11 protein-coding genes are annotated in these 12,097 nt (G+C 62.5%); 8 read left to right on the top strand and 3 right to left on the bottom strand.

Annotated elements, in window-relative coordinates; all coding sequences use genetic code 11:
- The first annotated feature begins 102 nt into the window (after positions 1 to 102).
- Positions 103 to 1,836 carry a C4-dicarboxylic acid transporter DauA gene (gene dauA, locus UF78_RS04765; protein ID WP_045160884.1) on the top strand — a complete coding sequence of 578 codons (1,734 nt, stop codon included), beginning with the start codon at positions 103 to 105 and terminating at the stop codon, positions 1,834 to 1,836.
- Between the two features lie 65 nt (positions 1,837 to 1,901).
- On the opposite strand, the gene UF78_RS04760 is transcribed toward dauA, so the two are convergent.
- Positions 1,902 to 2,813 (bottom strand): SDR family oxidoreductase, encoded by a 912-nt coding sequence (locus UF78_RS04760; protein ID WP_045160883.1) that lies wholly within the window; start codon positions 2,811 to 2,813, stop codon positions 1,902 to 1,904.
- Positions 2,814 to 3,610: 797 nt separating this feature from the next.
- Between UF78_RS04760 and UF78_RS04755 the strand changes: the two genes are divergently transcribed.
- The 5 genes from UF78_RS04755 (at position 3,611) to UF78_RS04735 (ending at position 8,422) form a co-directional block, all read left to right on the top strand.
- Entirely contained in the window at positions 3,611 to 4,198 is a 588-nt protein-coding gene (locus tag UF78_RS04755; RefSeq protein WP_045160882.1) for a TIGR00730 family Rossman fold protein, read from the top strand.
- Between the two features lie 489 nt (positions 4,199 to 4,687).
- Positions 4,688 to 5,173 carry a DUF2726 domain-containing protein gene (locus tag UF78_RS04750; protein WP_045160881.1) on the top strand — a complete coding sequence of 162 codons (486 nt, stop codon included), beginning with the start codon at positions 4,688 to 4,690 and terminating at the stop codon, positions 5,171 to 5,173.
- A gap of 268 nt (positions 5,174 to 5,441) precedes the next feature.
- On the top strand, positions 5,442 to 6,464 hold the full coding sequence (locus UF78_RS04745; protein ID WP_045160880.1) for a DUF5924 family protein: 1,023 nt from the start codon (positions 5,442 to 5,444) through the stop codon (positions 6,462 to 6,464).
- A gap of 66 nt (positions 6,465 to 6,530) precedes the next feature.
- On the top strand, positions 6,531 to 7,058 hold the full coding sequence (locus UF78_RS04740) for an MgtC/SapB family protein (RefSeq protein WP_045160879.1): 528 nt from the start codon (positions 6,531 to 6,533) through the stop codon (positions 7,056 to 7,058).
- Positions 7,059 to 7,102: 44 nt separating this feature from the next.
- Positions 7,103 to 8,422 carry a PQQ-dependent sugar dehydrogenase gene (locus tag UF78_RS04735; protein ID WP_045160878.1) on the top strand — a complete coding sequence of 440 codons (1,320 nt, stop codon included), beginning with the start codon at positions 7,103 to 7,105 and terminating at the stop codon, positions 8,420 to 8,422.
- Between the two features lie 54 nt (positions 8,423 to 8,476).
- On the opposite strand, the gene sfsA is transcribed toward UF78_RS04735, so the two are convergent.
- Complete coding sequence (gene sfsA, locus UF78_RS04730; RefSeq protein WP_045160877.1) at positions 8,477 to 9,184, bottom strand: DNA/RNA nuclease SfsA; 708 nt, start codon at positions 9,182 to 9,184, stop codon at positions 8,477 to 8,479.
- A complete protein-coding gene (locus tag UF78_RS04725) occupies positions 9,184 to 10,356 on the bottom strand; it encodes a pyridoxal phosphate-dependent aminotransferase (RefSeq protein ID WP_045160876.1) in 1,173 nt (390 codons plus the stop codon). The genes sfsA and UF78_RS04725 overlap by 1 nt, the downstream gene beginning before the upstream one ends.
- A gap of 193 nt (positions 10,357 to 10,549) precedes the next feature.
- Here UF78_RS04725 and dksA point away from each other — a divergent pair, with 193 nt between their 5' ends.
- Both dksA and gluQRS read left to right on the top strand, forming a co-directional pair.
- Positions 10,550 to 10,993, top strand: a complete 444-nt coding sequence (gene dksA / locus UF78_RS04720; protein WP_021205864.1) for an RNA polymerase-binding protein DksA — start codon at positions 10,550 to 10,552, stop codon at positions 10,991 to 10,993.
- Between the two features lie 93 nt (positions 10,994 to 11,086).
- Positions 11,087 to 11,989 carry a tRNA glutamyl-Q(34) synthetase GluQRS gene (gene gluQRS / locus UF78_RS04715; RefSeq protein ID WP_045160875.1) on the top strand — a complete coding sequence of 301 codons (903 nt, stop codon included), beginning with the start codon at positions 11,087 to 11,089 and terminating at the stop codon, positions 11,987 to 11,989.
- Positions 11,990 to 12,097 lie beyond the last annotated feature (108 nt).

Genomic DNA, 12,097 nt, shown 5'->3' with positions numbered 1-12,097 from the left:
CGTACTCGAATATCGTCGATTTATCGAGCTTGTTGCGTCGCTGCAGACGCACCTTCGAGCGCTGTGCTTATACTCGCGCTTTGCCCACAAGGAGTGTCTGGCATGAACCTTCCGCCCCTCTTCGCTGCCTGGCGTCAGGCCCTGCGCGCGGGCTACGGCACCAACGCATTGCGCGGTGACATCATTGCCGGGCTGACCGTGGGCATCATCGCCATCCCGCTGGCGATGGCACTGGCGATCGCGGTGGGTGTTGCCCCGCAGCATGGTCTGTATACCGTGCTGATCGCCGCGCCGTTGATTGCGCTGACGGGAGGTTCCCGATTCAACGTGTCCGGCCCAACGGCCGCGTTCGTGGTCATTCTGCTGCCGATCACCCAGCAGTTCGGCCTTGGCGGACTGCTGCTCTGCACCATGCTCGCCGGGCTGATCCTGATTGCGCTCGGATTGCTGCGCGCGGGCAAGTTGATTGCCTTCGTACCCTATCCGGTGACCCTGGGTTTCACCGCGGGCATCGGCATCGTCATCGCGACGTTGCAACTCAAGGATGTGTTCGGGCTGACCATTACCGAACCACCTCAGCACTACGTGGAGCAACTGACCCAACTGGCTCGCGCGCTGCCCAGCGCACAGCCGGGTGATGCACTGGTGGCGGTGCTCTGCCTGGCGGTATTGATCATATGGCCGCGTCTGGTGCCGAAGGTACCCGGCCACCTGGTGGCACTGGTCGTCGGCGCGCTGGCCGGCATGGCACTGGAATCGTCCGGTCTGGCCGTGGCCACGCTGGGCGAACGCTTCAGCTACATGGGCGATGGCGTCTCCCATCCCGGCATACCGCCGTTTCTTCCCGATTTCGCTTGGCCCTGGCTGTTGCCGGGCCCGGACGGGCAACCGCTGATGCTGAGTTTCGAGTTGTTCCGTCAGTTGCTGGCACCTGCGTTCGCCATTGCCATGCTGGGCGCTATCGAGTCGTTGCTCTGCGCCGTAGTGGCCGACGGTATGACTGGCAGCAGCCATGACCCGAACGCCGAGTTACTGGGTCAGGGCATCGGTAATTTGATCGCGCCGTTGTTCGGCGGCATCACTGCCACCGCAGCCATCGCCCGCAGTGCCACCAATGTGCGCGCAGGTGCCTTCTCACCGCTGGCGGCGATCATTCATGCGGGCGTGGTGCTGGTCGCCATCCTCTGGCTGGCGCCCTTGTTCAGCTATCTGCCGATGGCGGCCCTGGCGGCGTTGCTGCTCATGGTGGCCTGGAACATGAGCGAGGCACCGCATGTGCTCAAGACCCTGCGCATCGCACCTCGTAGCGACGTACTGGTGCTGCTGACGTGCCTGATCCTGACGGTGCTGTTCGACATGGTGCTGGCGGTTGGCGTCGGCCTGCTGCTGGCCGCGGGTCTGTTTATCAAGCGCATGAGCGAGCTGACCGATACCACTAGCCTGCGATCCGCCCAGAACCGGCTGCTGCAGGATCTGCCCGAGCACGTCGCCGCCTATGCGATTCGCGGTCCGTTGTTCTTCGGTGCTGCGGAGAAGGCGTTGAGCGTGCTGCGACGCTTCAACCCGGAAGTGAAGATCGTCATCGTCGATATCAGTGGCGTGCCAACGCTGGACATGACCGCTCTGGCAGCGCTGGAAAACGTTCTGCTGGACTACCGAAAACAGGATATCGCGCTGATCCTCTGTGGCAGCAATGCCCGGATAAGACTCAAGCTGCGCCGCGCCGGCATCCACCTGCTCGAAGGACAGCTGTACTACGTGCGCGATCTCACCCAGGCCCGGGCGAAGGCCTTGCGCCTGCTATTAGCAAGCGCACCGACCGCCGCCGCGAGCTGATTCGCCCCGGGCCGGACCAGAGCGGGCGCGCGACCGCCCACGGAGCGCAGCCCGACCCGGAGGCCTTAACCGGCGTGCTTCTGCAGGTTGGCCATCATTTCCTTCAGCGCTTCCATGTTGTCAGCCGGGTGCGCGGCATTCTCGAAATCGCAGATCTGCTGCCAGCTGGCTGCGACGTCTTCGGCATCGAAGCCGACCTTCGGGTCGAAACCAGCCCCCAGGCTGCGCTCCCAGCGCACCTTGCCCATCCAGCCGCCGCCCACTTCGAACAGCCCGGAGGTTTCCTGGCACTGTTCGCTGGCGAGGAAGACCACCAACGGGCTGACCAGCTCGGGCTTGAGCTGCTCGAAGACCTGCGGCGGGATCAGCCCTTCAGTCATGCGCGTGCCGCCAGTGGGGGCGATGGCATTGACCAGAATGTTGTTCTTGCGTCCTTCCAGCGCCAGAGTGCGGGTCAGCCCGTAGAGGCCGAGCTTGGCCATGCCGTAGTTGGACTGGCCGAAGTTGCCGTAGATACCTGACGTCGATGCGGTGAAGATCACCCGGCCATAACCCTGCTCACGCATGTGCGGCCATGCGGCGCGGGTTACCTTGTAGGCGCCCTCGACGTGCACGCGGTAGACCAGATCCCAGTCGGCGTCTTCCATCTTGTGGAAGGTCTTGTCGCGCAGGATGCCAGCGTTGTTCACCACCACATCGATGCGGCCGAAGCTGTCCAGCGCCTGTTGGACGATCTTGCCGCCGTCGGTCACCGAGTCATGGTTGGCCACCGCGGTGCCGCCGGCCTGACGGATTTCCTCAACGACGCGATCGGCAGCCGAGGCGTTGGCACCCTCGCCTTGGGCGCTGCCACCCAGATCATTGACCACCACCTTGGCCCCGTGACGGGCGAACAGCAGCGCATGGGCGCGGCCGAGACCACCACCGGCGCCGGTCACCACGACCACCTTGTCTTCGAAGCGAATGGCTTCACTCATCGGATATCCTCCAGCGGTTTTGATTGGATGTGTTGTATGGGATCAGGCGAGTGTCAGTCAGGCCAAACCTGCCCACAATCAAAACCGCCACGAATGAATGCCGCGGCATAAGGCGTCGGGATGATGTCGAGTCCGGCGTCAGCGCCGCTGTCAGCCCAGCGCCGCGCGGGGGCACTTAGGACTGACACGCTGCTCGACCTGCCTGCTCGAGGCATGCAGCGAAGCCGATCGATGGGTAATTGAGGAGGTCGCTTCGCAAGATGCTAATTGATCAATTTTCGACCACCCCACTACAAACCAGACACGCAGCAGGCTAGCGCCTGGTTTCCCCACGTTATCCACAGAGCGCCCCACAGTAACGCTGGATAACAAAACGGCGCAATCCGACTGCGAGCTTCTAGCCGCAGTAACGCAAAAGAACCTTCTTAACAAGCACTTAGGACATCGCATAGCCGTTGGTCATTTCTTGATCAGCGCCAGCAATGCCAGCACCCACGCCTACTTGAGCAAAACACGAAGAGCTTATCCACAGAAGTTTGCACAGCCTTCGGGGATAAGTTTGCCCGTTACGCTATCGGAGCGATGCGAAAAAGCTACAAGGCTGGGCGCCAAGGAGCGACTAGGCTTGTTTTCAACAACCAAGGAGCGTCCCCATGCCCAGCCTCGAGATGATCCAGACCCTATTTGCCAACTATGCCTTGGGAATCAGCGGCGCCTGCATCGGCGAGCCCTACTGACGCTTGGCCCTGGAGGAAGCCGGCGTTACGCTGCCAGCCGTCCTACTGACGGAGTGAATCATGTCCCTGCAATCGATTTGCGTATTCTGCGGCGCCAGCACCGGCGCCAACCCCATCTATCGTGAAGCGGCCATCGCAATGGGCCAGACGCTGGCGGCGAACGGCATCCGGCTGATCTACGGAGGCGGCGCGGTTGGTCTGATGGGCGTGGTAGCCGATGCCACGATGGCTGCTGGCGGCGAAGTGATCGGCATCATCCCGCAAAGTCTGAAAGATTCTGAAATCGGCCACACCGGGCTGACGCGGCTGGAAGTCGTCAACGGCATGCACGCGCGCAAGGCCCGCATGGCTGAACTGTCCGATGCCTTCATTGCGCTGCCGGGCGGCCTAGGCACCCTGGAGGAACTGTTCGAAGTATGGACCTGGGGGCAACTGGGCTATCACAGCAAGCCCCTCGGTCTGCTGGATATCAACCAGTTCTATAGCAAGCTCAGCCACTTCCTGGACCACCTCGTCGAAGAAGGTTTCGTGAAGCCGCGGTACCGCGACATGCTGCAGCGCAGCGAATCACCTCTAACCCTGTTGCAGCTGTTGGGCGATTGGCAGCCCAGCGCCGACAGCCGTTGGCACAACGCTTCGGCGGTTTGATTCCAAGAGTCTCCGCCGCCGGGACCGCCCTCGGCGGCTGTATGAAAAACGAACAGTTTTTTCCAGCCCAACGGGCGTGGCGCCTCCGGGACCTTTACCTGCACTTATCCACAACACTCTCCACAGTAAACGGGGATAACTGTAAGCGTGGTGCTCTGGTCTGAATAAAAATTCTTGAATATCAATGTTTAAGAGCTTGTGCATGAGACGACACTGTGCCTCGAAGCAAGCTCCTCGACAACTGATCAAAGCATGACCAGACACGCAAAGCGCTAGTGCCACATGGCCTCCGGCGGTAAGCTCATAGGTTATCCACAGAACGCTGCACAGATACTCGGGATAAGTACAGCCTATGCCTGAACGAACTCCCCTCGCTCTGCCCGCTCCAAGGTGCAGGCTCGATACTCTTTTTTAAACGTTGAGGAACAACCCCATGTGCATCCGACCCGTTCAGGCAGTCCAGCCCGCCCCCCTGTCGATAGCCGCGAGATGACCGCTTTTCTTGGACTGGTGCTGGTGGCTTTCGTCTGCTTCGCGCTGGTCTTCTATATCAAGCAGCGGCAATTCAACCACCCCGCGCTACGGATGCCCTACCAACTGAAGCGCCCCTTCCTGCAACCGAGCGAACAGGAATTGCTGGCATTGCTGCAGCAAGCGGCAGGCGACGATTACCTCATCCTGGCCAAGGTACGGCTCGCCGAGGTAGCCGAGGTGACAGCGATTCCCCGACGCGCGCCCTGGTACCAGGCTGTCAACCGGATCTCGGCGGCGTGCTTCGACTTTCTTCTGTGCGACCGGGATACGCTGGAGCCTCGCTGCGCCATCGAGATGGAACAAGCATCCGAAACCAACGCCTTCCTCGATGAGCTTTGCCAGACGATCGGCCTGCCATTGGTGCGCCTGACGCCGGAAACGGCACGCTCCTATGGCGAAGTGCGCACCGCGATAGATCGGGCAACCGTCCCCCCTGCATGACGGCATCGGAGCCCTCATCGGTATCGAGCGGCTTTCACTCGACAGAATGGAATCCGGCGGCGGATCATTTGTCACACGCCCGCATCACTACCCCAAGCCGCCTCACCGTTCGATCGGCCCGTTCGAGGTACGAACAACCAGAACGCCCGCCAGACCTTGGATTTCTGGCACTTTCCCGGCTACACGGACGGCGCGACCCAGCCAGGCACCCAGGCCTGGGGCCGCCCGTGAACGACGAACCGGAGACACTCCTAAACGTGAAATCGACATGCTGCTGAAATCCCGGCTTTACTTCCTTTTCGACCTGGCCTCGCGCCTGATCCGCCGCTACCCCGGCACCATCGCACTGTTCGGCTTCTGCTCGGGCGTCGCCAGTTTCGTGCTGGTCGATCGCCAAGCCGGCTTGGCCAAGGTCATCGCCGCGGTGATGCTGGTCAGTTGGCTCTGGCTGATGCTAGAGAACAGCTTGCGTCAAGGCCTGGAACGCCGATTCGGCTGGAAGGTGCCGCGCCCGCTGTTGCGTTACGTCACGCAGATGGTGCATCAGGAAAGCCTGTTCTTCATCATTCCGTTCTTCTTCATCACGACTACTTGGAACAGCGGCCAGTCCGTTTTCACGGTGATCCTGGGGCTCGCGGCGCTGATTTCGCTGGTCGACCCGCTGTACTACAAGTGGCTGGCGCCGCGCCGCTGGATCTACCTGGGATTCCATGCCCTGACGCTGTTCGCGGTCCTGCTGACGGCGCTGCCCATCATCTTTCACCTGTCCACTCGGCAGAGTTATCTCTGTTCGCTGGTCATTGCCGTGCTGTTGGCTCTGCCCAGCCTGAGGGATTTGTTTCCCGACTGGAACTGGAAGAGCCTGGTCGCGGTACCGCTACTGGCGCTCGCCGTCGGGTTTGGCGGGTGGATGGGGCGCACCTGGGTGCCGCCAGCGACGCTGTGGCTCACCGACGTCGCGGTAACCATGAGCATGGACGATGCCTCGCGCAAACCGGGTAACCGTCTTCGCCAGCTGTCCAGCCGTGAGCTGCACGAAAATGGCCTGTACGCCTTTACCGCGATCAATGCGCCGCGTGGGCTGAAGGAGCGCATCTTCCACGAATGGGAACATGACGGTCGACAGGTCGAGCGCATTCCCCTGGAGATAAGCGGAGGCCGTGACGCGGGCTACCGGGCCTGGACTCACAAGCGCAACTTCCCTGCGAAGGCAGCAGGCCGCTGGCGCGTGCGAGTCCTGACCGAAGCCGGACAGATGATCGGCATGCTGCGCTTCGAGGTCACAGAGTGAACCGCCGTGCGCGCCGCAACTCGAAATTCAGACAGCCGTTATCGTGTAGCTAGCCGGGGGGCGTTCATGGAATGGTGGGAAATACTCAGCCGCACCGTTGCATCGGAATTCTCTGACATTCCCGACCTCGAGCACGGGGTTCGGGTATCGATAAGACTGTTGTTGGCCGCGATACTGGGTGGCGTGCTCGGCTACGAACGGGAGTCCAAGGGTAAGGCCGCCGGCCTGCGGACCCATATGCTGGTCGCCCTGGGCGCGGCCCTGTTCGTGCTGGTGCCGCTAGAGGGCGGTATGCCGCTCGAAGATCTGTCGCGCGTGATGCAGGGCATCATTACCGGGATTGGCTTTCTCGGTGCGGGCACTATTCTCAAGGGCAGCTCCCAGCGGGACGTCAAAGGCCTGACCACTGCGGCCGGAATCTGGCTGACCGCCGCCATTGGGGTTGCCGCCGGACTGGGCCATGAAGCCACGGCCGTGCTTACAACGTGCCTCGCCATGATGATCTTTCTGCTAATGCCACGACTGGAACAGCGCACCGCCAGAAAAGCCCGGCACGATGAAAAGAAAGGCCGCGATCGCGATCAGGCCCCCTGATTGGGCGCGACGCATCATTGTTCAGCCATCAGCAGGAGTCGCACATGCAGCGCCGCTATGCCTATCTGTTCAGCACCACCCTGATGCTAAGCCTCGTTGGGTGCGGTGATACCGCGAAAGTGCCCGTGGAGTTGGGTTACGGGCCAGACCCATCACTCCCTGAACCCAACAAGTCACTGCTGCCAACCGTCAACATCGCCAAGGCGACCGGCTGGCCTGACGAAGCAAAGCCGCAAGCCGCCGCTGGCCTGCGCGTCGAAGCATTCGCGCAGGACCTCGACCATCCACGCTGGCTTTATGTGCTGCCCAATGGCGACGTACTGGTGGCCGAAAGTGACGCCCCGCCCAAGCCGGAGGACGGCAAGGGCATTCGTGGCTGGATCACGGAGAAGGTCATGGCCCGCGCCGGATCAGGCGGCCAGAGCGCCAACCGCATCACCCTGCTGCGTGATAAGGATGGCGACGGCACACCGGAACAGCGCACGGTCTTCCTCGAAGAACTGAACTCCCCGTTCGGCATGGCGCTGGTCGGAGACCAGCTGTATGTCGCCAATACCGATGCCCTGGTGCGCTTCCCTTATGAGCAGGACACCACCCGCATCGACGGTGCCGGCGAAAAGGTCGTCGACCTGCCAGCCGGGCCGATCAATCATCACTGGACCAAGAACGTGATCGCTAGCCAGGATGGCTCACGCCTGTACGTAACCAGCGGCTCGAACAGCAACGTCGCCGAAAACGGCATGGGAGCCGAGGAAAATCGTGCAGCGATCCTAGAGGTCGATCCACAGAACAAGACCCTGCGGCCGTTCGCTTCGGGGCTGCGCAACCCCAACGGCCTGGCCTGGCAACCGGACAGCGGTGAGCTCTGGACAACGGTCAACGAACGCGACGAGATCGGCAGCGATCTGGTCCCCGATTACATGACTTCAGTAAAAGATGGCGGGTTCTACGGCTGGCCCTACAGCTACTACGGCCAGCACGTCGACGAGCGTGTCAAACCGCAGCGGCCGGAGCTGGTGGCCAAAGCCCTGGTGCCGGACTACGCCCTCGGCGCCCATACCGCCTCGCTGGGTTTGGCCTTCTATGAAGGCTCGCTGCTGCCGGAGCGTTACCGCAACGGTGCCTTCATCGGCCAGCACGGCTCCTGGAATCGCAAACCCCGCAGTGGCTACAAGGTGGTCTTCGTGCCGTTCAAGAATGACCAGCCGAACGGTGAAGCCGAAGACATTCTGACCGGCTTCGTCAATGACGAAGAAGAGGCCATGGGCCGTCCGGTGGGAGTGGCCATCGACAAGACCGGCGCGGTGCTGGTAGCGGATGACGTCGGCGACAGTATCTGGCGAGTGACGCCCAGCGGCGATTGAGCAGGGGTGCGGTCGGCTGGTCTGGCTGACCGCATCGATTCACGCTAACGGGGCTCACAGCATCACAGGTAACCCGTGCGCCAGGCGAATCTCCTCTGGCGACAGCTCGACCCCATACGCCAGCAACTCTACACCAGCCTCCTTGGCATCACGCAGCGCCTCCGCATACAGCGGATCGATTTCACTGGCCGGTCGCACCGCCTCGACCCCGGACAAATTCACGCAGTACAGCTGCACCGCCCGGACCCCGTTGCGGGCCAGTGCCGCCAGTTCGCGCAGATGGCGTGCGCCTCGCGTCGTCACCGCATCGGGAAAGGCCGCCACGGCCGTGTCGCCAAAGCCGAGGGTCACGCTTTTCACTTCGACAAATGCCGGGCCACCGGCGAAATCCAGACGAAAGTCCACTCGACTGTTTTCCACGCCATAGGCCACCTCGCGCTTCAGCGCCGTGAAACCGGCCAGTTCGCCGATCACACCGCCTAGCAGCGCCTCCTCGACCAGGCGATTGGCACGTGCGGTATTGACACAGGCCAGCCGGCCCTGTGGCGTTTCCACCAACTCCCAGGTTCCCGGCAGCTTGCGTTTTGGATCGCTGTTGCGCTGAAACCAGACCCGTGCACCTTCACCCATGCAATTGAGCATCGAGCCGGTATTGGGGCAATGAATACACAGGTGTTCGCCGGCATCAGTGACGATATCGGCCAAGAAGCGCTTGTAACGTCGCACCAGACGGCCCTGTTCCAAGGGCGTTGCGAAGCGCATCAGCCAGCCCAGCTCTGCAGGCCACGGGCGATGCGCTCGACCGCTTGCTCCAACTGCGGCAGATCCTGGGTATAGGCGAACCGCACATGATGCCCGGCCTGATGGCGGCCGAAATCGAGCCCCGGCGTGATGGCCACGAACTGGGTCTCCAGCATGTGCTGGCAGAAGGCGTAGGCGTCGCCGCCGAACGCACGGATATCGGCGTAAAGATAGAACGCGCCTTCAGGCTCCACGGCGATGCCGAATCCCAGTTCGCGCAGGGCCGGCAAGAGGAAATCGCGGCGACGACCGAACTCGGCCCGGCGCGCCTCGAGTATGTCCAGCGTGGCCGGATCGAAGCAGGCCAACGCCGCGTGCTGGGCCATGGTCGGCGCGCTGATGTAGAGGTTCTGCGCCAGCTTCTCCAGCTCCGGCACGGCCTCCGGCGGCGCCACCAGCCAACCGAGACGCCAGCCGGTCATGCCGAAATATTTGGAGAAGCTGTTGAGCACGAAGGCCTCGTCATCCACCTCCAGCACGCTGGCCGCATCGGTTCCGTAGGTAAGCCCGTGGTAGATCTCGTCCACCACCAGATGCCCACCGCGCGCTCTCAGGGCGGCGGACAGCCCTGCCAGCTCGTCGCGATCGAGCAGCGTGCCGGTAGGGTTGGCCGGAGAGGCGACCAGCGCACCCACGCTGTCCCTGTCCCAATGGCGCTCGACCAGATCGGGCGTCAGCTGGTAGCGCACGTCGGCGCCCACCGGCACCAGCTGTGCCGCGCCTTCGATCAGGCGCAGGAAATGCCGATTGCAGGGATAGCCAGGGTCGGCCAGCAGCCAGTGCTTACCGGGATCGACCAGCAGGCTGCTGGCGAGCAACAAAGCGCCCGAACCGCCGGGAGTAATCAGCACGCGTTCGGGGTCAATAGACAGTTGATAGCGCTGAGCATAGAAGCCGGCAATCGCCTCGCGCAGCTGCGGCAGCCCCCGGGCGGCTGTATAGCGCGTATGGCCGGCCGCCAGGGCAGCCTGACCGGCCGCGACGATGGGGGCAGCGGTGGTGAAGTCCGGCTCGCCGATTTCCAGGTGGATGACGTCACGGCCCAGCGCCTGCAGCTCGTTGGCTCGCGCCAGCAGCGCCATGACATGAAAGGGTTCGATTGCACGGCTACGCGCGCTATATGACGAGGTCATCTGACCTTCCTGATGAGTACAAAACGTGAATTCTACCGAAGGTCCCTCTGACACCGCAGCCACCGTGATATTCGGGAGTAGCGCACCCCGATACGATCTGGTAAGTTCGCCCGCTTGCAGCCGCAGGGCCGGCACGGGCCGGCAGAGGGATTTCACTATCCTGCGCAATGGACATAGCGAGAGGCGTTCATCCATGCCCATTACCAAAACGACACCCAGCAACCAACTGATTCGCGCCTTCGTGCCCTACAAGGAATCCAAGGGTGAGGAGTACATGAGCGACAATATGCGCGCTCACTTCACCGGCATTCTCAACAAGTGGAAGCAGGAGCTGATGGAGGAAGTCGATCGCACCGTGCATCACATGCAGGACGAAGCGGCGAACTTCCCGGATCCAGCCGACCGCGCCAGCCAGGAAGAAGAGTTCAGCCTGGAACTGCGCGCCCGCGATCGTGAGCGCAAGCTGATCAAGAAAATCGACGAGACGCTGCAGCTGATCGAAGACAACGAATATGGCTGGTGCGATTCCTGTGGCGTCGAGATCGGCATCCGTCGTCTTGAAGCCCGCCCCACCGCCACACTGTGCATCGACTGCAAGACGCTGGCGGAGATCAAGGAAAAGCAGATCGGTTCCTGATCCCGAACGGGGCGCTACGGCGCCCCGCTTCATTTCAGGGCTCGCGTACTGCGCACCCCGCCTCGCTGATGCTTCACCCGAGCCGGCCCCGCCATGCCATCGACCGCCTCCTGCCCATCCGCCTACGTGGGCCGTTTCGCCCCAACGCCTAGCGGCTATCTGCACTTCGGCTCGCTGATCGCCGCATTGGCCTCCTATCTCGACGCCCGCGCGGCCGGTGGCCGCTGGCTGTTACGCATGGAAGACCTCGACCCACCACGTGAAATGCCCGGGGCACAGTCGGCGATACTACAGGCGCTGGAAACCTACGGTTTCGAGTGGGACGGGCGGATGGTTCGCCAGAGCGAGCGGCTGGATACCTACAACGCGGTGATCGATCGCCTGTGGCGGGACGGCGACGCCTACGCCTGTATTTGCTCGCGCAAACAGCTGCAGCCCTTCGCCGGGCTTTATCCCGGATTCTGCCGAGACGCCGGTCGAGACCTGAAGGATTCCGCCATACGTCTGCGCGTTCCTGATCGCGAATACGCCTTCACCGATCGCTTGCAGGGCGAGTTCCGCCAGCACATCGGTCGCGAGGTCGGCGACTTCGTCATTCGCCGTCGAGACGGCTTGATCGCCTATCAGTTGGCCGTGGTGCTCGACGACGCCTGGCAGGGCGTGACCGATATCGTCCGCGGTGCCGACCTACTCGATTCCACCCCGCGCCAGCTGTATCTGCAAGAATTGCTCGGCCTGCCGCAGCCGCGTTACCTGCACGTACCGCTGATCATCCAGCCGGACGGCCATAAGCTCGGCAAGCGTTACCGCTCGCCACCGCTGCAACCGGAAGAAGCGACGCCCCTGCTGTTGAGAGCGCTGAGAGCCCTCGGCCAACCCACCGTCAGCGAGCTCGACGACGCACATCCCAGCGAGATACTGGCCTGGGCAATTCCGCGCTGGGGTGCCGAGCGCATCCCTCACAGCCGCACCCTGGCCGAAGCGCAGCTGCGCTAGGGCTGGAAGCTGGAAGCAAGCTTCATGTGGTTGGAACGACCGATGCAGCCGCTTTAACTGCCTTTTGTGGCTTGCCGCTTGGCGCTGCTTTACCATTCCGCTACTTCC

It is taken from the genome of Stutzerimonas stutzeri, from assembly GCF_000952685.1.
Classification (GTDB): Bacteria; Pseudomonadota; Gammaproteobacteria; order Pseudomonadales; family Pseudomonadaceae; genus Stutzerimonas; species Stutzerimonas stutzeri_E.
The sequence above is the reverse complement of the archived record's forward strand: the minus strand, read 5'-3'. Positions and strand labels throughout refer to the sequence as shown.

Coding starts and splice junctions, on each gene's coding strand:
- gluQRS (WP_045160875.1), top strand. CDS start 11,087: ATGCCATCGACCGCCTCCTGCCCATCCGCCTACGTGGGCCGTTTCGCC.
- UF78_RS04750 (WP_045160881.1), top strand. CDS start 4,688: ATGACCGCTTTTCTTGGACTGGTGCTGGTGGCTTTCGTCTGCTTCGCG.
- sfsA (WP_045160877.1), bottom strand. CDS start 9,184: ATGCGCTTCGCAACGCCCTTGGAACAGGGCCGTCTGGTGCGACGTTAC.
- UF78_RS04760 (WP_045160883.1), bottom strand. CDS start 2,813: ATGAGTGAAGCCATTCGCTTCGAAGACAAGGTGGTCGTGGTGACCGGC.
- UF78_RS04755 (WP_045160882.1), top strand. CDS start 3,611: ATGTCCCTGCAATCGATTTGCGTATTCTGCGGCGCCAGCACCGGCGCC.
- dauA (WP_045160884.1), top strand. CDS start 103: ATGAACCTTCCGCCCCTCTTCGCTGCCTGGCGTCAGGCCCTGCGCGCG.
- UF78_RS04740 (WP_045160879.1), top strand. CDS start 6,531: ATGGAATGGTGGGAAATACTCAGCCGCACCGTTGCATCGGAATTCTCT.
- UF78_RS04725 (WP_045160876.1), bottom strand. CDS start 10,356: ATGACCTCGTCATATAGCGCGCGTAGCCGTGCAATCGAACCCTTTCAT.
- UF78_RS04745 (WP_045160880.1), top strand. CDS start 5,442: ATGCTGCTGAAATCCCGGCTTTACTTCCTTTTCGACCTGGCCTCGCGC.
- UF78_RS04735 (WP_045160878.1), top strand. CDS start 7,103: ATGCAGCGCCGCTATGCCTATCTGTTCAGCACCACCCTGATGCTAAGC.
- dksA (WP_021205864.1), top strand. CDS start 10,550: ATGCCCATTACCAAAACGACACCCAGCAACCAACTGATTCGCGCCTTC.